Genomic DNA, 19,807 nt, shown 5'->3' with positions numbered 1-19,807 from the left:
TGTCTCCAGTGTCGGGGCCACCAACATCACCTACAACAGGGTGGGACCGGAACTACTCCGCGGTTCCAGCGCCCTGGTAGCTTTCAACTGCGCGGTCCAGCGCGTCGAGTGCACGGCCGTACTCCTCGAAGGAACCATCACGGGCGGCCTCCAGGTTGCGGAGAGCCTCGTTGATGGCCTCGATACCTTCAGCCTCCGAGCCAGCCGGTGCGGCTGGTGCCGCCGGGGTCTCATCCTCGCCATCGGTGGTGGCGTCAGCGTCCTCGGTCGCATTGACATCCGGAACGGTGACGGTGCCATCCTCCTCGACAACCTCGATGTCCTGGGCTGCTGCCGGATCAATACCGACCTGGGACAGCGCCTCAGCGATGGTCGGTGCGTAACCGACCTGGCCCTTGTAGAAGACCAGCATGCGCAGCAGCTTCGGGAAGGCCGATTCCTGGTCGCGGCGCTGGGAGTAGATCGGTTCGACGTAGAGGATCTCTCCCCCACCGACCGGCAGGGTCAGCAGGTTACCGTTGAACAGGTCGTTGGAACCACGCCACAGGGTCTGGTCCTGAGCAACCTGGTCGGAGGACATCATGGCATCCTGTGCCTGCTTCGGACCCTGGGTCACCGCACCGGTCGGAAGAACGCGGACGGTGATCTTGCCGAAGTTGTCCGGATCCGAGGACGCGGTCATGTGGGCGGACAGGAATTCACGCTGCAGACCACGGAACGGGGTGATCAGCTGGAAGCTGGACTCGCCGGTATCCGGGTCAGCGGCCACAACGTAGTACGGTGGCTGCTTCATCTCCTGGCGGCCCTCAGGTGCGGTCGGGTCATTGGGGACCGACCAGAACGCATCGTTGGTGAAGAAGGTGCCGGCGTCCTCGACGTGGTAGCGGGAGAGCATCTCACGCTGGACCTTGAACATGTCCTCCGGGTAACGCAGGTGGTCACGCAACTCGTTGGAGATCTCGCTCTCCGGCTGAACCACATCAGGGAACACGCCACGCCATGCCTTGAGGACCGGGTCCTCGGAATCGAATTCGTAGAGCTCCACGGTGCCGTCGTAGGCATCAACAACAGCCTTGACAGAGTTGCGGATGTAACCGACCTCCTCGGTCAGCAGTGGCTGCTGGAAGTTGTCCACCACCACGGAATCCAGGGTGGCCTCGGTCAATGAGGTCCGGGTGGCGTACGGGAGGCTGGACAGGGTGGTGTATCCGTCCACGATCCACTTGATGCTGCCATCGATGACAGCCGGGTAGGACTTGGAGTCGGTGGTCAGCCACGGGGCGACCTTCTCCACACGGGTGCGGGGATCACGCTCGAAGAGAATCTTGGATTCACTGCCGACACGATCCGACAGGATCATGTTCATCTCCTGGTAGCGCAGTGCGAAGGCCGCGCGGTTGAAGAGGTTGCCGATGCCGACACCGCCTTCACCGTCGTAGGTGTAGCTGGTGGAGTCGGTGTCGTACTCGACCGGGCCGTCACCGGTGTCACCGACGATGGCGTAATCCTTGCCGTCCGCTGCGGACGCGATCAGCGGGCCGTAGTAGATGCGGGGCTGTTCGACCATGATGCCGAGTTCCTCGGCGTCTTCGCTTTCCGCGGCGCGGGCGTTGGTCTGCAGGTCTGAGACGGTATAGACCGGGTAGCCACCACGGGTGGATCCGACATCGCGGGCAACCTCATCGACCTGGTTGGCCTGGGCTGCGATGAAACCATTGCCGTGGGTGTACACGGTGTGGCGGTTGATCCAGTCCTGCTGGTTCTGCTGCAGGGAGTTGGGGTCCAGCTCACGGGCGGCCACCACGAAGTCACGGAGTTCACCGTCGACCTCATAACGGTCCATGGCCAGCTGTTCGGGGAAGCCGTAGAAGTTCCTCAGCTGCTGCTGCTGGGTGAAGGTCGGGGACAGGATCTGTGGATCCAGCAGACGGATATTTGAGATGGTTGCCTCGTCGGCGGCAACTTCGGCGTTGGTGGCACCACCGGCACCCCAGTTCTCGATGTAGGTGACCTCGTCGTCGGTGATGCCGTAGGCAAACCGCGTCGATTCGATATTGCGCGAGATGTACTCGGATTCCTTCTCTGCACGGTTGGGCTGGACGGAGAAACGCTCGAGCATCAGTGGCCAGACGGCACCGACCACAACGGAACTGAGCACCAGCAGCACGACAGCCAGTCCCGGGATGCGCAGGTCCCTGAGGAAGATGGCGGAGAAGAACGCGACTGCGACAATGATGGAGATGACCATCAGGATGATCTTCGCGGGCAGGTGCGCATTGATGTCGGTGTAACCCGCACCGGTGAAGGTGGCGTTTTCCCTGGTCAGCAGATCATAGCGTTCGAGCCAGTAGGTGGCGACGCGAACGAGCATCCACAGACCTGCGGTGACGGCCAGCTGGGCGCGGGCGCCACGGGAGATGAAGGCCTTCTGGCCGGTCATCTGGTTGCCGGGCCGGATACCACCGAGCAGGTAGTGCCCCACCAGGGCGATGATGAAGGCGACCACGAGCAGCGTCGACAGGGAGCTGGTGATCAGACGCAGCATCGGCAGCGTGAAGGCGTAGAAACCGTAGTCCATCCCGAACTGCTGGTCTTCCACACCGAAGGGTTCACGGTTGAGGAAGAGCTGGACGGTCTGCCAGGATCGCTGGCCGACCAGTCCACCGAGCAGTCCGACGAAGATCGGAACAATGATGAGAATGCGACGCAGGCTGTTCTCGATCATCTGCCGGTACTGGAAGACAGGGGACTCCGCATCGAATGCGGTCAGGTCATCAGGACGCAGCCTGATGGTGAAGTATCCGGCCAGCCAGGTGACAAAACCTGCCAGCAGTGCGAAGACGATGAACAAGATGATGCGGGTGACAATGACCGTGCTGAACACGCCACGGTAATCCACTTCGCCGAACCAGAGCCAGTCCGTGTAGAAGCCGACGGTCAGCGGTGTGACGAGAACCAGCAGCGCGATGATACCGATGATCCAGGTAACAGCTTTTGGCGGTCGTTTGATCGGTTGGGGTGGAGGGGTGAGACCAGTCGCCAAGACAATATCCTTATGTGAATGCGAGTTTCTTCGTTTCTCCCCTACTCTACGGTTTAATCGCAATTAAAGACCAACGGGCCATTTTATTAAGGAAAAAATAATGAACGCTGATGTTTTCAGTCCTCAGGCACTCAACAAGGCGATGCTGGAGGCGGTTGATTTCATCCATGCCGAGGGATGGGACCGGGGCCCGACCCTGTTCGCCCTGGTGCCCACGGACCTGCTCGTGGACAACCTCGACACAGAGGATGCCGATGATTCCCCTCTGACGCTGGTGGTTCAGGACAACATCCCCGACAATCTCCTCCCCGGTTCCGAGGCGCTGGGTGATTACATCTCACGCTTGGCATGGCCCTCCGAGGTCGCCGGTGTGGTCCTCGCTCAGGAGATCATGTTCACCGATTCCTCCGTCCCGGGTTCCGACCCCCGCCCGGCACGCCTGTTCTCCGGCGTGTTGCGTGGCGAAGCCGAACTGACGCTGCTGCAGCTTCGCCCCACCGAGGAGGAATTGGCTGAGCGGGGTCCCTTCGCCGAGGATGAGATCGAACTGCGCGGCGGCCCCGGGGTCGCCCCGGGTGTCATCACGGCCCTGCGGTACACCCTGGAGGCGGAGCCCGAGGACTTCTAGGCTCACGCGCGTCCAGCCCGGATGGTTAGAATAAAAAGGTCAATCCCCTCCACGGGGGCAGCACAACATGAGGAGAACCTGACTGTGGCGTCCACCCCGCGTACACGCATCCGTCTTGGCCTGGGACTGGTGGCGCTCGTTCCCGTGCTCGGTGCTTGTTCCCCCGGTGGGGACACGGACCCGGAGACGACCACAGACCAGACCACCACCGCGACCACCCAGACCACCACCGCGACCTCCCCGCCCAGCAGCTCCCCCACCGCGTCCCCCACCACGGGTTCGCCCTCGGAGGAGACGGCGACAACCGACGAGGTCGAGACGTCGACAAGCGCACGTGAGGTCAGACTCTCCCGGGATGTCGAGGAGGTCTACGAGATATTCCAGTCGCTGGCACCGCGGTCCCTGTTCGAGGACCTGGACAGTTGTAACCCCAGTGGTCTGGAGAATTCCTGGGCGTGCACCGGTTCCGAGGCGGGGCAGTTCCAGTTCTTCGCCAACAACGCCAAGGCCGCCTCCACCACCCAGCTGCTGACCGAGCTGCGCAGCTCGCGCGTGGTTGAGGACACCGGTTCCCGGATCGTGGGGTGGACGACGATGGGCACCACCTCGATCGTGACCGTCGTGGACAATGACGAAGGCCTGGTGCTGCAGCAGATGGTGTCCTCCGACCGGATCGACCCGGAGGACCGCATCTACGAGCTCGGTCTGGTGGAACCACCGGCTGACTGGGAGCCGTCACCGACCGCCGTCCCGGAGACCACCAAGAACGGATAACCCGGGGAGCCTAGTCGCAGGTCTGGTATCCACCGCCGGAGTTGTAGGCATCCATCTGTTCAATCGCATGCTCCAGGGTGTCCACCTGCAGGATCGTCATATCACCGTAGTCTGCGGTGACCGCCTCGGCGCAGTTGGCGGTGGGTGCCAGGAAGATCTCTGCCCCGGCCTCCTCCGCCGCCCGGACCTTGTGGGTGATCCCCCCGATCGGTCCGACGGATCCGTCTTCGGCGATGGTGCCGGAGCCCGCCACGAACCTGCCCCCGTTCAGGGGCCCCGGGGAGAGCTTGTCCACCACCGCGAGGGAGAACATCAGACCTGCGCTCGGCCCACCGATGTCTTCAAGGTTGTAGGTCACCTCGGTATCCGAGACTGGAACCGAGGTCATGGAGATACCCAGCAGCGGGACGGAATCATCCTGCGGGTGCGCACCGAGGGGAACCGTGGCGGTCTTCTCCTCCCCACCGCGGCGGTAGGTGATGGTCACCTCATCACCCGGTGCCATGCCCCGGATCAGTTCCTGCACCTCACCCGGAGTGGTCACGGCGGTGCCGTTGACGGAACTCACCGCATCCCCCGGTTCGAGGATGCCGGCGGCGGCGCTGTCCTCCACCACGTCATAGACCTCGATCTCCACCGGCAGGTTGAGGAAGTTCATCGCCGCGATCGTGGCGGAGGCCTCCGAGGCGGCGAACGCCATGGTGTTGGATTCCCTGATCTCCTCCGGACTGCGTCCCGGCGGAAAGATCTGCTCAATGGGCACGATGGTGTCATCGGTGAACAACCACCGGGACAGCGCCTGCGACAGGGTCATGCCGGTGCGCACGGACACGGTGGTCATGTTGAGGTTGCCCTCCACCTCATCGGTCTCGGTGCCGGTGATCTCCACGACCTCCACCCCGTCAACCTCCCCGAGGGTGTTGAACGTCGGCCCGGGGCCCTCCGCCGCATAGGGGACGGTGAGGCTGATGTCGGTACCCGGGATGTGGTCGATGCTGACGAGCGAGGCCAGCGCCACGAGCGGGATGGCTCCCCAGGCGAGGGTCTTGATTCTGCGGTTCACGCATACCAACCCTACAACCTGTGTTCGCTGACAGCGTTGTCCGGTTCATGGCGTTCGGGTTTACCCACCTTGTAGATTGGTAACCATGAATTCCAATGGCTTCGGTTTCTCCTTCCCGAATAATGACGACGACGATAACGACAGGAACCGTAACAACAACGATCCTTTCGGTTTCTTCGGCGGCGCCGGCGGGTTCGGCGGTGGCGGACTGGGTGACCTGCTCAACCAGTTCGGCCAGATGCTCTCGGGCATGGGTGATTCCATGAACAGCCCCGAGGCCGGCGGCCCGGTCAACTATGACCTGGCCACCCGGATCGCCCGCCAGCAGATCGGTCGGGTGGCACCGACGAAACAGTCCGACAAGGATGCCGTCACCGAATCCATCCGGCTCGCCGAACTGTGGCTCGATGACGCCACCGAACTGCCCACCTCCGGGCACCGCGCCGAGGCGTGGAACGCCGAGGAATGGCTGGAACACACCCTGCCCATGTGGAAGCGTCTGGTCTCCCCCGTCGCCGAGCACATGAACCAGGCCCAGATGGACAACCTCCCCGAGGAGGCCAAGGAGATGATGGGCCCGATGTCGGCGATGATGAACCAGATGTCATCGATGAACTTCGGCATGCAGCTCGGTAACGCCCTCGGTGACCTGGCCAAGCAGACCCTGTCCGGCTCCGATTTCGGCCTGCCCGTCGCCCCCGCCGGTGTCGCGGCGGTCCTGCCCGTCAACCTCGCCGAGGCCTCCAAGGGTCTCAATGTCCCGGCGCAGGAGATGCTCGTGTACATCTGCGCCCGGGAGGCCGCACGTCAGCGTCTGTTCAAGCACGTGCCGTGGCTGCTGGAGCGTCTGGTGTCGTCGGTGGAGGAATACGCCACCGGGCTGGAGATCGACACCTCCCATATCCAGGACGCGCTGGGTCAGTTCCAGATGGACACCCCCGACCCACAGCGTCTCCAGGAGATGATGAGCGAGCTGCAGGGCATGGACCTCTCCCCCCGCATCGGTTCCCGCAACGCAGCCGCCGTCTCCCGCCTGGAGACCCTGCTCGCCCTCATCGAGGGCTGGGTGGACCTGGTGGTCACCCAGGCGATGTCCGAGCGTATCCCGTCGACCGCCGCGATCAACGAGGCGTGGCGACGCCGCCGTGCCACCGGAGGCTCCGCCGAGCAGGCGTTCGCCAAGGTTGTCGGCATCGAGTTCAACGCCCCCAAGGTCGCCGAGGCCACCGAACTGTGGCGTCGCGTCGAGGTGGCGGTGGGGATCCAGCGTCGTGACGCGGTCTGGGACCACCCCGACTTCCTGCCTGTTGCCGAGGACCTGGACAACCCCGCCCAGTTCATCGACGGTCTCCTCGACGAGGGTGGGTCCGACGACTTCGACCCGATCGCCGAGATCAGCAAACTGGAGAAGTTCCTCGCCGAGGAGGCCGACAAGAAGGACGGATCGGCCGAGGCCGGGGATGACACCGACTCTGAAAAATCTGACGGTGACACCACAGATGAGTCCGGCGACGACACCACCAAATAAGCACCCGGGTTGTAGCTAACCCCAGCGCTGATACGCCTCAAGATAGCCCCTGGCCCGCTCGGCCAGGGGCGTTTTGTCTGCCCAGGACCAGAACTCCGGTGAATGATCCGGGATGAACGTGTGCGTGAGTTCATGGACCAGCACCGCGTCCAGGACATAGTCCGGCACCTGGCGCAACCGGTCGGAGATGCGGATATCCGCGGTGGACACGGTGCACGAACCCCACCGCGCATTCTGATTACCCACCCACCGCACCGACCCCACCCGGGCACGCCCCTCCAGCACGGTCCGGTTGAGGCGGTGCGCGCGTTCCACCAGGTCGGCGTCGCTCGTCGCGGTGGAGGTGGTGCGCTTCTTCAGCTTTGCGACGATCTCCCCCACCGCCTTCTCCTCCTCCGCAGCCGTCATCGCTGCCGGGATCCGCACCTCGATCCTGCCGTCGACGATCCTCGCCTGCACCGTCCTGGTCCGCCTCGCCGAACGGATCACCTCAATCTCCTGCATGACACATCAGTGTAACTGTGGTGGAATGGAGGCATTCGGGGGTGTGTGGAAGCCTGGGGGTTGTTCCATGACACACATCATGCTCTCGCCGTCCGCCCAGATCCTCATCCGTCCGGGCCCGGCGATCCAGTTCGGCGTGGATGCCACCCGCGCCGGGATCCTCGAACTCGAATCCCCGGAACTGGCGTCACGGATCGTGCCGGTGTTGCTCGCCCTGCGGGCCGGGCAGGGGGTGGAGGGGGTCGTCGACAAGCTCACCACCGCGGGCCTGGGGCGTGGGGCGGCCACCAGCCTGCTCGAGGACCTGCTCGCCTACCGGGTGCTGCGGGAATGCGCGCCCGGGGAGGTGTTACTACTGGGCAACGGGACGCTTCTCGACGCCACCGCCTCCCTCATCGAGGCCCTGGGGCTGGTGCCCCGCATCGCTTTGCGTGGCGATAATCCCGCCCAGTTCCTCACCCGGCCGGCCCTGCAGGTGGTGGTGCTCAACCGCCTCGCCCACACCCGGTACCTCGCTCCACTGCTGGCCAGGCGGGTGCCCACCTATCTGCTGGCATCGCTCATCGACAACCGCGGGCTCATCGGCCCCGGTCGTCGGCGCCTGGTCGGCCCCTGCCTGATGTGCGTGGACCTGCACCGCAGTGACATCGATCCGCACTGGCACGCCCTGGCCACCCAGCAACCCAACGGTCCGACCAATCCGGATCCGGTCACGGAGGCCGCCACCGCCGCCCGGGTCGCCGCCCTCGTACACACCGATGACTGGCGGGCCGGCGAGGTGGAGGAGATCGACCCCTATGCCGGCACCTCGATCAAAAGCACCCTCCCGGTGCATCCCGGGTGTCCGGTGTGTTTCGCGGCCGGGACATAGCGGTCTGGTGAATAAAGCCGCGCCTGATGTCCGCACCCGCGCTACCCTTCTTTTAGCAACTGTCTGAAAGGAACCCCGCAGGATCCCATGAAACCACCACGTGCGTACCGGAGTCTCATACTCCCCCTTGCCGCAGCTCTCCTCCTCACTGGGTGCGCAGGATCGACGGCCGAAGATGAACGGCCCACCCTCACCACCACCATCACCCAACAACCGGAGGACACTGTCGCACCTGCTGGCAACGACACCGGTGAGCCCCGGGCCGACACCGGGGATGATTCTGCGTCCTCTGTGGCCCAGGCCAGGACCGCCTACCACGAGGTACTCGACTCCCCGGGACAGTTCCCCTTCACCGGTGGTGCCGACTACGCCCTGACCGGTGACTACGACTACGCACTGGTGGAGATGACCGGCGATTCCACCCCGGAGTTGATACTCCGCGCTGCCACGGTTGAACACCTCGACCCCATTCGTGTCTTCAGCGTGGGTACCTCCGGCTCACTGATCGCCCCACCCGACACGCTGCTCAGCGGGGCCGCCGGGGCCGGAGGTTACCGCGCCGGTATCAATGCAACTGCGTCCCGGGATCAGATACTCCAGGCGGAGTGGCATTCACTCAGACCAGAGATCACGGTGCGCCCCTTCGTCCTTGACGGGGAGCGGTTATCCGCCACCGGATCGGAGTGGAAGGATTCCATGAGCGCCCCATCCGGGGCCCTGTTGCCGATCACCTTCCACAGCATCAATGACCGCGCCCCACTGGAGGCGATGACACCCACGGTGGGTGAAGTTTACACACCCCACACCACACGACCGGCCCCAGCCCCGCAACCATCCGCACGACCTGACGGGGGCCTCACCCTGTCAGGGCAGGTGCAGGTGATGACCGCACCGGAACTCGCCCGTCACCAGGGTTATCCCAGTACACCGAATGGTGAGGATGACAGCCACCGTTTCGCGGTGTTCATCCTGGATAACCCCACCACCTTCTCCGCAAACAAGGCAAGCGATCCGAATGGTCTGGTGCAGCAGAAAGCCACCATGGTTCAACTCGGGGAGATGACCCCCTATGATTCCGACCCCACCGGGTTCAATCTTGAGGGCCAGCGGCTCTCCATCACCTTCGATCCAGAGCAGTGCGGATTCCCCACCGATGCCTCGCTGCCGCTGGGTGAACCCCGGTGTGCCGGATACACCATCAACTAACACGCATCAGCCGCGGAGGATCTCCAGGATCTCATCACCGTATTTCTCCGCCTTCATCGGCCCGATGCCGGGTACGTTGAGCAGTTCATTGTCACTGGTGGGCATGAGCTCGGCGACCGCCATGAGCGTGGCATTGGAGAACACAATATAGGCAGGGACGTTCTCCTTCTGCGCGGTGGTGTTCCGCCAGGTGCGCAGCCTTTCGAAGACCCCCTCATCGGCCTGGGGTGGGCAGGCGTTGCAGCGGCCGACGACCCGTTCCGCCGGGGTGTCCAGCGGGTTGCCGCACACCCGGCAGTTGCGTGGCCGGTTACCGCGCGGGGTGCCGGACTCCGGGGCGGGGTCGATGACGATGCCGTCGAGGAAGCGGGTGCGTTTGCGGGTTTTGCGCCCACCCTCCTGCCGGGACAGGGCCCAGGAGCAGAAGAGGTGTTCGCGGGCGCGGGTGACACCGACGTAGAACAGGCGGCGTTCCTCCTCGATGGCCTCGTCGCCGGCCTTGATGGCATGGCTGATGGGCAGGGTGGAATCCACCAGTCCCACCAGGAACACCGCATCCCACTCCAGGCCCTTGGCGGCGTGCAGGGAGGCAAGGGTGACACCCTCGACGGTGGGTGGGTGCTTGGCCTCCTGGCGTTCGTGGAGTTTGCGCAGCAGGCCCTGGAAATCCAGGTCCGGGGTGGCGGTGACCAGCTCCTCGACGAGATCCACCAGGGCGTTGAGGGACTGCCAGCGTTCGCGTTCCTGGGCGCCCTCGGGTTCCTGCGTCGACAGGCCCAGGGGCACAAGCGTGCGGCGGACCAGTCGCACCAGGTCCGTCTCGTCGACGTCGCGTTGTGCTGCGCGCACCAGCTGGGACAGGGCCTGCCGGATCTCGGCGCGGGTGAAGAAACCCTCCCCGCCACGCACCTGGTAGACGATCCCGGCATCTGACAGCGCCTGTTCGAACACCGCGGACTGCGCGTTGATGCGGTAGAGCACGGCGATCTCGGAGGCGGCCACCCCCTGATCGAGCAGGGTGAGGATCTTCCCGGCGACCTCGCGGGCCTCGGTCGGTTCATCATCATAGGAGGTGAACTCAGGTTCCGGGCCGGGGGCCCGCATGCCCTGCAGCTCCAGGCGGGTGCCGGCGACCCGGCCCCGGGCCTGGGCGATGACGGTGTTGGCCAGATCGGTCACCTGCGGGGTGGAGCGGTAGTCACGCTGGAGCTTGACGACGGTCGCATTCTCATACGTCCGGGAGAAGTTGAGCAGATAATGCGGGGTGGCCCCGGTGAAGGAGTAGATCGTCTGGTTGGCATCCCCGACCACGGTCAGATCATCGCGCTCCCCCAGCCAGGCCTCCAGCACCCGCTGCTGCAGCGGGGTGACATCCTGGTACTCATCGACGACGAAGCTGCGGTACTGCTCACGGAACTCCTCAGCCACCGCCGGGGAGTTCTCCAGGGCACCGGCGGTGTGCAGGAGCAGGTCATCGAAATCCAGGAGCAGTCCCTCACCGGTGGTTTTCATCTGCTCATAGCGGGCGTAGACATCAGCGACCTTCTCCGCGGGCACCGGCGGGGTGCGGGTGCCGAGCTTCTCCGGGTACTGCTCCGGCGCAATCAACGACGCCTTCGCCCACTCGATCTCCCCGAGGATGTCACGGACCTTCTCCGTGGAGGATTCCAGACGGGCACCACGCACGGCACGACCGACGAGGGGGAATTTATTATCCAGCAGTTTCCACCGCAGATCACCGGCGACCTGCGGCCAGAAGTACATCAGTTGTTTACGCGCCGCCGCGTGGAAGGTCCGGGCCTGCACACCACCGATGCCCATGAGGCTGAGTCGGTGGCGCATCTCTCCTGCCGCCCGGGAGGTGAACGTCACCGCCAGCACCCGGTTGGGGCTGACAAAGCCCTGGTCGATCAGGTGGGCGATCCGGTAGGTGATGGTGCGGGTCTTACCCGTGCCGGCGCCCGCCAGGATGCACACCGGTCCACGCGGTGCGGTGGCGGCGATACGCTGGTCCTCGTCGAGGTCCTGCAGGTTGATCACAAATACCCCTTCACTTCTTGAGAAAACTACTGGTTCTTCCCGGCGGCCCACGCCAGGATCATGTCATGGGCAATGGAGCCGGGTGGGGCGATGGGGACCCGGCGGTCGCGGATATCGCGGGCACTGACCCAGATCACCTCGATGAGCTCACCATCGGTGTCTGCCTGGGGGTGTTCATCCGTGGTGGTTCCGCGCATGCCCACCATGAGCGATCCCGACACCGGCCACGGCTGACTGCCCACATAGGTGATGCCATCCACCCGGCGTCCGGTTTCCTCCCACACCTCACGCGCAAACGCCTCCTCAAGGCTTTCACCATGGGAGACATACCCGGCGACCAGGGAGAAATATTTGCGACGCTGGGCATTCATGCCCAGCAGGAGCCGGTCGGCGCCTGCGAGTTCCACCAGTCCGATGACCGCGGGGTCCAGGCGGGGATAGAGGGGACGACCACTCGCGCCGTACGCCACTCCCCCATCGCCGTACCGCAGTTCACTGCCGTCGGAGGGGTCGAACCGGACCCGCTCCCGGTTGCGCAGGAGGCTGACGGAGGCGTCGACAAGCCGGTCGTTCAGGTCGCGTGGTGCGACCAGTCGGCCGAGGTCGCGGACCTCCCCGCTGCTGACCCGGACCGCGAAGAACCCCGGCGCCACGGACACCGGCTCCCCGGGATGATCGCTGAGGAAGACGGGGCGACCGCCACGGACGGGGATCTCATCACGGGGTCCCACGGGCAGGATCTGCATCAGTTCTTCACATCCTCACTGAACACCCGGCGGATGTAGAGCAGACGATCCCCCGGTTCCACGGTCTCCGCCTCGGGTGAGTCGATGCGGTAGAGCTCACCGGAACGCACCACACCCAGGACGATGTCGGCGAGGTGACGTGGGTTGGACCCCACCTCATCCTCGGTGACGGGACGTTCCGCCACGGAGAAACCCTCATCGGGTGAGAGCAGATCCTCCATCATCTCCACCACCGACGGGGTCACGGTGGCAAGCCCCAGCATGCGGCCGGCGGTCTCGGAGGAGATCACCACCGAATCCGCACCGGACTGTTCCAGCAGGTGCTGGTTCTCCGATTCGCGCACCGACGCCACGATCATCGCCCGGGGTGCGATCTCCCGCACCGACAGGGTGACCAGCACGGCGGTGTCATCGAGGTTGGGGGCGACCACCACCGCGCGGGCACGCTGCACACCCGCGATCCGGAGCACATCAGCCTTGGTGGCGGTCCCCCTGACGGTGACCAGGCCGTCATTGCTGGCGGCGTCGAGGGCGGCCTGGTCGGTGTCGATGACCACGATCTGATTCGCCGGCACCCCATCGGCCTTGAGGGCCGCCACGGCGGACCGTCCCTTCGTGCCATAACCGACCACGACGGTGTGATTGCGCATTCGTTTCCTCCAACGCTGGATCTGCAGGGCCCGGCGCGATTCCTCGGTGAGCACGGACAGGGTGGTACCGACCAGCAGCACGAGGAACGCGATGCGGAACGGGGTGATGACCAGGACGTTGAGCAGGCGCGCCTCCTGCGTCACAGGCGTGATGTCGCCGTACCCCACGGTGGTCAGTGACACCGTGGAATAGTACAACGCATCAATAAAGGTGAGCTCTTCCGAGTACCCACCGCGGTCGAAATAGACGATGAGGGTGACCACGAGGGTGAGCAGCAGGGCGTAGGCCACCCGCCGGAGCATGAGCCACCACGGGCTGATCTTGGCAGCCTCCGGGATACGGATGATGCTCAGCAGCGCATGATCCGGCAGCCCCGACAGTTCGGCATCCCGCCTGGCACTTCGTCCCATCCTCCACGTCCTTTCGTTCCCCTAGATCATAGGCCCTGCGCCCCATCCAGAAGTAGCGCGAGTTCCCCGGCGTCGGGCAGGTGGTCGGGTTCGAAGGTGTGGTTGTGCGCGACGTAGTGGAACGCACCGCGCACCTGCTGCGGATCGATTCCACGCAGGCTTGCCCAGGCGATGCGGTAGACCGCCAGCTGGATGATCGCGGCGTCCATCTCCGCGCCCCTCGGTGTCTGGCCGGTCTTCCAGTCCACGACCAGCCAGGTGTCGTCCGGTTCGTGGAACACGGCATCCATGCGGCCGCGGATGACATGCCTGCCGATGACCACCTCGAAGGGATGCTCCACGTAGTTCGGGGTGCGGTCCGCCCACCGCGATTCCAGGAAGGCGGCGCGGAGTTCCTCGAAGGTCTGCTCGGAGAGTTCCTCATCCATGCCGGGCAACTGGTCCTCGTCGAGCAGGGCGCTCGCGCCGAAGCGGTCCTCCAGCCACTGGTGGAACTGGGTGCCGCGTTTGGCGTAGGTATTCGGTTTGAAGGGGACGGGTCGGCGCAGTCGGCGGGCGAACTGTTCCGGGTTGTTCTTGAGGTTGACCAGGTCGGTGGCGGTCAGTTCGCGGGAGATCTCCACCTCCAGGGTGGGCGATTGGAGGCGGCGGTGTTCGTCGATAAGCACCGTCACCTCGCGTTCCCACAGCTCCTCGATGCCGCCATCGAAGGACGCGTCCGACGGGGTGGCGCGCACCAGCTCCGCGCCCTCGGCCACCCCGGGTGGGATGGTCACCGCGGGGTACATCGCCTCCTCGGCGGGGAGCTTCTCGACGTCCGCCTCCTCCCCTTCCCACCAGGTAACCACCGCATCCGGTGCCGTGGCCTTGAGGGTCTCCAGGTGGGCATAGGGCACCTTGGCCCTGGTGGTGGTGCCGTCGATCGCCGACCCGGTCACCATCAGGGCGCGTTCACTGCGGGTGATGCCCACATAGAACAGGCGTGAGTTCTCCTCCGCCAGGCTGCTTCTGACCTCGGCGGTGTACTCCTTCTCCGCGGCCTGGAGGTCCCTGCGGTTCTCCACCCCGGAGGTGTCCAGTTCGGGTGAGCCCTCGCCAGCATCGCCCCGGAGGCTGGAGGGGATGTGTTTGACGTTCTTCAACCAGGTGAAGGCCTTCGCGTCGTAGGTGTTGGCATCGGCGTGCAGGACGGAGACGATGTCCCATTCCAGTCCCTTGGCCTTGTGGACGGTGAGGATCTGCACGCGGTCGCTGCGCACCGTCACCTCACCGGGTTCCAGACCGTCCTCCTGGTCGCGGGCCAGCTGGAAGTAGTCGAGCAGCTCCGGCAGGCTGACACTGGAATGGGCCGCGACCTCATCGGCGAACCGGTCGAGGTGCACGGTGCCAGTCGCCCCGTCCGCGCGGGGGTTCTCGCGGGCGAGCACCTCGGTGCGGATGCCGAAGACCTCCTCGATGTCGGCGAAGATATCGGCCACGGAATGGCCGAGACTGTTGGTGCGCAGATGACGCAGCTGGGCGGCGAGACGACGCAGCCGGCGCAGCCCCTCCAAACTGAAATTGGTGGCCTCACCCAGGTCGGAGACCGCATCGGTCAGGCCGACGATCTCCTCCGGTTCCGTGGGCACGGTGTCTGCGATCTGGGCGGCCAGCCGCTCCAGCGGTTCCTCCGGCAGAGGTTCCTTCTCCTTCGGGCTGCCCGGGCGTACGCGTCCGGCGAGGTTGGCTGCCCGTCGCTGCAGCACCTGGATATCCGCGATCCCCAGACCCACGTGCGGTCCGCCGAGGATCCGCAGTGCCGCGCGGTTGTCCTGGGGGCGCACCAGCATCGTGGCGATCGCCACCATGTCGGCGACCTCCGGAACATCGAGCAGGCCGGATAACCCGACGATCTCCACGGGGATGCCCCGGGCGCGCAGTTCCGCGGCCATCGGCTCGGAATGGCGGCGTTTACGCACCAGCACCGCGGCGGTGAATTTCTCGCTGCGGGCATCCCAGTACTTCTTCAACTCATCGGCGACGAAGGCCCGTTCCTCCTGGGCGGTGGCGAACCACCCGATCTGCACCTCACCGGTCGGGGCACCCGGGCGTGGTTCCAGTGGCTGGACCGTCCGGGTCGGGGCATCCGCGGGGCCGAGCACCTCACGGGAGACCGCGTTGGCCAGCTCCAACACCTCCGGCGGGTTGCGCCAACTGGTGGTCAGTTCGCGCTTCGGGGCATCGGTGCGGGCATCGAGGGAGATCACCGGGAAGTCACCGACGAAGTTCTCCAGGTTCGCCGCGGTGGCACCGCGCCAACCGTAGATGGCCTGCATCGGATCACCCACGGCCGTGACCGTCAGACCCGGGTCGGTGCCACCGAACAGACTGCGCAGCAGCACCCGCTGCGAATGGCTGGTGTCCTGGTACTCATCGAGCATGACCACCCGGAAGCGACGGCGCTGGGAATACCCCACCTGCGGGTGCCGGGAGGCCAGGCGTGCGGCCTTGCTCATCTGTTCCCCGAAGGTGATCACCGCACGGTCGTGGAGTTCCTGTTTGAGCTGCTCCACCAGCGGCAGGTACTGCAGGCGGGTGATCTGGGTGTCCCGCCACCTCGCCATCTCCTGTGGCAGGGGTGTGTCCTTGCCGTTGTGGGTGGGCAGTTCCTCGAAGAGGTTGATGAACGGTTGGGATTCCTCCCTGATCTCATCCGGGGTCACCATGTGGTTGTCCATCTCGGAGACCAGGTCCAGGAGGTATTCGGTCACTGTTGCCGGTGACTGGGTGGCCGTGAGCTCACCGCGGTAGTTGTCCACCACCTGTCGGGCGATGTGGTAGAGCTCGGTCTGGGTGATCAGCCGCGCCGAGGGTTCCACCGGCAGCAGCAGCCCGTATTCACGGAGGAGGCTTCCGGCGTAGGAGTCATAGGTGGACACCGTCGGGGTGATCGCCTGCAGGCTGCGTGCAATCCCACCGGAGGGGTCGAGGTCACGCAGGGTGGGGATGCCGGCGAGGGTCTCCAGGCGCTGGCGGATACGCTGCGAGAGCTGCTGTGCGGCCTTGCGGGTGAAGGTCAGTCCCAGCACCTGGTCGGGGGCGGCGAAACCATTGGCCACCAGCCACACCACGCGGGCGGCCATCGTCTCGGTCTTGCCCGCGCCGGCACCGGCGACCACAAGCAGGGGCCCTGGTTCCGCGCCGATGATCGCGGCCTGCTGTGCGGTGGGTGCGTGTTCCTGCCCGAGCATCTTCGACAGAAGCACCGGGGAAACCCGGGTTGATGTCCTAACCATGGATGAGGCGTCCTTCCGGTTGTACTGGGCACAGGCTCTTGACGGGGCAGTTGCCGCAGGTTGGGTTGACCCGGGCCAGCAGGTTGGGGCCACGCCGCAGGTGGGCGAGTTCGGGCAGCAGGGCCGCCAGCTCATCCAGTTCCTCCGGTGTCTTCGCGGCCTGGTCACGGGTGGTGATGCCCTTGGCGTCATGCGCGGGGTAGACCAGCACACCACCGCCGACGGGTTCCGGTGTCTCACCCGGAGCCGGGTCCTCCACGCGGTCGCCGTGGAGGACACCGCGGGACAGGGCGAGCTGGTAGGAGGCCAGCTGGGCATGCTCGCCCATGTCCTTCTGGACGGCGGCCTGCCGTCCGGTCTTGAGGTCGACGATGACGAGCTCGCCAGCGTGGTTACGCTCCAGGCGGTCCATCCGTCCCCGGATACCCACCTCGGTGGAGATGCCGACCTCCACCTCCATCTCGGTGCCGACCAGGTCGAAGGTGACGCGGGAGGTCTGCAGCCAGGTGTGGGTCCGGGTGATGGTGCGGCGGAAGTCCTGTTCGGTGGTCTCCCGGGACCAGCTGGGCACATTCGCCAGGTCCATGTATGCCTCGGTGACCATCTCCCCGGCGCGTTCCGGGTCGGCACCGCGGGCAACAGCCTCGGCGAAGGCGTGGACCAGGGTGCCGCGCAGCATCGCGATGGGTGTCTCATCCTCACTGTCCAGGCGGTCGAGGGAGGCCCGCAGCGGGCAGTTCATCAGCGCCTCGATGCGTGACGGGGACAACCACACCCGTCCCTCGGGGATCAGTTCCGCGGTGGTGGAGGGCTCACGCAGGGCCAGCCAGGTGTCCGGGTCGGCACCGGGGATCCCGGCCCCGGCCAGACGGTTGAGCTGCCGGGCCGCCTGACGGCGTCGGGAACCCAGCTCCCCGGGATCGGTGACCACCCGGCGCAGCTCGGCAACCAGCGCCGGGACCGACAGCAGTCGGTGTCCGAGCACCTCCGGTTCGGCCAGCGGCGTCTCCCCCGGGCCCTCGATGTGGGTGATTTCCACCCTGTGGGCCTCAGCGAGTTCCTCCAGGAATCGTGAGGGTTCCCGCACCTCATCGGAATCGGGGGTGTTCACGGCGGTGACCAGCAGCTGGTCGCAGGCACGGGAGGTGGCCACATGGAACAGTCGGCGTTCCTCCGCCAGGCGGTCCACGGACCGGGAGATGATCGTGTCCGGATCGATGTTCTCGTCGAGCAGGTCGATCAGTTCCTCCTGGCCGAGGAGGGTGCCGGTCTCCCCCAGCGATGGCCAGCTGCCCTCCTGGACCTCCGCGACGATGACATGACGCCATTCCCGGCCCGTGGTGGCATGAGCGGTGGTGACGGTGACCGCCTCGGGTGACACACCCCGACGTTCGCGCACACCGGTGGGCAGTTCCTGCTCCGAGATGTGGACGATGAAGGACCGGATGCCCGCGGTGGGATAGCGCTCCACATAGTCACCGGCGGCGTCGAACAGCGCCATGATCGCATCCAGGTCACGGTCCGCCTGGGAACCGGCAGCTCCACCGCGGAGACTGACCGCCGAGAGATGGCTGGACAGTCCCGTGGCCTCCCAGACAGCCCACAGGATCTCCTCGGTGCTGCCCCCGGCCATGGCCTCACGCCCGGCGCGCAGCACGGAACGCACCCGTTCCAGCAGTTCGAGTTCACGGTCGGTGAGGAAGGCGAGCAGCTCCTCATCGGCATCGGTGTTCAACAGCCCGCGCAGGACCTCGATGGCGCGGCGGTGGCCGTCGGCACGCATCTCGGCCTGCCGCAGACCACGCAGGAGTCGGCGCAGCGTCACCGGGTCGGCACCACCGATCGGGCCGAGCAGCAGATCCTCCAGCTCCAGGGGGGTGAGCTCTTCGGTCAGGGCACGCAGGCCCAGGATCATCGCCGCGACGATGCGCTGCTCCGAGAGCACCACATCGGTCGGGCTGATGTGCACCGGCACACCGGCAGCGAGCAGCACGCGTCGCACGGGTGCGATCATGCCGGCGGAGCGCACGATCACGGCAATATCCGACCAGTCCACCCCGTCGAGCAGGTGCGCCCGGCGAACCGTGTCGGCGAGCAGGTCATTGTGGGCGGAGGCGGTCTCGGTGACCGCGATGCTTATCAACGGCGTCCTCCGCCCCTCACCCAGATGGATCGAGCGGTTCGCCTCGAAGTCGAGGAGGAAATCCGGGTTGGCGCCACGGAAGTGGAACACCGACTGCTCCGGGTCACCGGCGATGACGGCCAACTCGGCTGCGGGAATGAATCTGGTGATCAGTTCCGCGGACTTCGGATCGAGATGCTGGGCATCATCGACGAACACACCGCGGTAGGTGGTACGGGGATCCCCGCAGGCCAGCGCACCGGTGACCAGCTCGGAGGCGGAATAGCTGTGGGAGCCTGCCAAGCGCATGATCTGCTGGTACTCCCGCAGGAACTCACCGGCGGACACCCAGGCGGGGCGGTTGTACTGCTGGCCGTAACGCACCAGATCATCGGGCCCCACCCCGCGTTCCACGGCACGCAGCAGGAAGTCACGCAGCTGCCGGGCGAACCCGACCATGCGCAGGCCCTCACGCTGTTCGGGGGGCCAGACCCCACGGTCATCATCGGCATGGCCACGCAACAGTTCACGCACCACCGCATCCTGTTCCGCACCGGTGATCAGACGGACATCCTCATCGCAGGAATCACGGATGAGGGCGAAGGCCAGGGAGTGGACGGAGCGCACCATCGGGCCCTCCGAGACATAGTCCAGGTCCGAGACCAGTTCCGACAACTCCCGACGCAACCGTGAGGCCGCCTCCTTCGAGGCGGCCACGATGAGGATGGAGGAGGGATCCCATCCCTGACGGATGCGTTCGACGACGGTGTCGATCACGAGCGAGCTGACACCGGATCCGGCCACGCCTGTGACCCGCCAGGTGGATGTCCCTGCGTCGATAAGCTCCCGCGACGGCCCGGACCACGTGCGGGGTGTCACGCGGGCGCGCGCCGGCACCAGACGGACGCGGGGATCCTGGGGAATGAAAGGTTGATACTCCGACATA

13 protein-coding genes are annotated in these 19,807 nt (G+C 65.5%); 5 read left to right on the top strand and 8 right to left on the bottom strand.

Translation table 11 applies throughout. The annotated features are described in order from the left end of the window. Window positions 1-52: 52 nt before the first annotated feature. Window positions 53-3,043 carry a UPF0182 family protein gene (locus CE_RS04120; protein WP_006769515.1) on the bottom strand — a complete coding sequence of 997 codons (2,991 nt, stop codon included), beginning with the start codon at window positions 3,041-3,043 and terminating at the stop codon, window positions 53-55. Window positions 3,044-3,143: 100 nt separating this feature from the next. Between CE_RS04120 and CE_RS04115 the strand changes: the two genes are divergently transcribed. Together CE_RS04115 and CE_RS04110 are read left to right on the top strand one after the other, a co-directional pair. Beyond that, a complete protein-coding gene (locus CE_RS04115; RefSeq protein ID WP_006769516.1) occupies window positions 3,144-3,671 on the top strand; it encodes a PPA1309 family protein in 528 nt (175 codons plus the stop codon). 84 nt (window positions 3,672-3,755) lie between these two features. Then, window positions 3,756-4,445 (top strand): hypothetical protein, encoded by a 690-nt coding sequence (locus CE_RS04110; RefSeq protein WP_231295144.1) that lies wholly within the window; start codon window positions 3,756-3,758, stop codon window positions 4,443-4,445. 10 nt (window positions 4,446-4,455) lie between these two features. Here the strand turns inward: CE_RS04110 and CE_RS04105 are convergent, their stop codons facing one another. Further along, window positions 4,456-5,508 (bottom strand): YlbL family protein, encoded by a 1,053-nt coding sequence (locus CE_RS04105; RefSeq protein WP_006769518.1) that lies wholly within the window; start codon window positions 5,506-5,508, stop codon window positions 4,456-4,458. A gap of 85 nt (window positions 5,509-5,593) precedes the next feature. On the opposite strand from CE_RS04105, the gene CE_RS04100 reads away from it, so the two are divergent. Beyond that, entirely contained in the window at window positions 5,594-7,036 is a 1,443-nt protein-coding gene (locus tag CE_RS04100) for a zinc-dependent metalloprotease (RefSeq protein WP_006769519.1), read from the top strand. A gap of 15 nt (window positions 7,037-7,051) precedes the next feature. Here the strand turns inward: CE_RS04100 and CE_RS04095 are convergent, their stop codons facing one another. Next, entirely contained in the window at window positions 7,052-7,540 is a 489-nt protein-coding gene (locus CE_RS04095) for a M48 family metallopeptidase (RefSeq protein WP_006769520.1), read from the bottom strand. A gap of 67 nt (window positions 7,541-7,607) precedes the next feature. Between CE_RS04095 and CE_RS04090 the strand changes: the two genes are divergently transcribed. Continuing rightward, on the top strand, window positions 7,608-8,411 hold the full coding sequence (locus tag CE_RS04090; protein ID WP_035109623.1) for a hypothetical protein: 804 nt from the start codon (window positions 7,608-7,610) through the stop codon (window positions 8,409-8,411). Between the two features lie 87 nt (window positions 8,412-8,498). Then, complete coding sequence (locus CE_RS04085; RefSeq protein WP_006769522.1) at window positions 8,499-9,617, top strand: hypothetical protein; 1,119 nt, start codon at window positions 8,499-8,501, stop codon at window positions 9,615-9,617. 6 nt (window positions 9,618-9,623) lie between these two features. On the opposite strand, the gene CE_RS04080 is transcribed toward CE_RS04085, so the two are convergent. From CE_RS04080 to CE_RS04060, 5 genes are read right to left on the bottom strand one after another with little or no spacing between them, the layout of a single operon-like run. Further along, window positions 9,624-11,657: an ATP-dependent DNA helicase UvrD2 gene (locus tag CE_RS04080; protein WP_006769523.1), complete on the bottom strand. Its 2,034-nt coding sequence runs from the start codon at window positions 11,655-11,657 to the stop codon at window positions 9,624-9,626. 26 nt (window positions 11,658-11,683) lie between these two features. Next, window positions 11,684-12,403, bottom strand: a complete 720-nt coding sequence (locus CE_RS04075; protein ID WP_006769524.1) for an NAD(+) diphosphatase — start codon at window positions 12,401-12,403, stop codon at window positions 11,684-11,686. Beyond that, window positions 12,403-13,464, bottom strand: a complete 1,062-nt coding sequence (locus CE_RS04070; protein ID WP_006769525.1) for a potassium channel family protein — start codon at window positions 13,462-13,464, stop codon at window positions 12,403-12,405. The genes CE_RS04075 and CE_RS04070 overlap by 1 nt, the downstream gene beginning before the upstream one ends. 26 nt (window positions 13,465-13,490) lie before the next feature. Further along, the gene (locus CE_RS04065) at window positions 13,491-16,739 is read right to left on the bottom strand and encodes an ATP-dependent helicase (RefSeq protein ID WP_035109628.1); all 3,249 of its coding nucleotides are present in this window, start codon (window positions 16,737-16,739) and stop codon (window positions 13,491-13,493) included. Then, the gene (locus CE_RS04060; protein WP_006769527.1) at window positions 16,732-19,806 is read right to left on the bottom strand and encodes a PD-(D/E)XK nuclease family protein; all 3,075 of its coding nucleotides are present in this window, start codon (window positions 19,804-19,806) and stop codon (window positions 16,732-16,734) included. Before CE_RS04060 ends, CE_RS04065 begins: the two co-directional genes overlap by 8 nt. Window position 19,807: the final 1 nt, after the last annotated feature.

The organism is Corynebacterium efficiens YS-314 (assembly GCF_000011305.1).
Classification (GTDB): Bacteria; Actinomycetota; Actinomycetes; order Mycobacteriales; family Mycobacteriaceae; genus Corynebacterium; species Corynebacterium efficiens.
The sequence above is the reverse complement of the archived record's forward strand: the minus strand, read 5'-3'. Positions and strand labels throughout refer to the sequence as shown.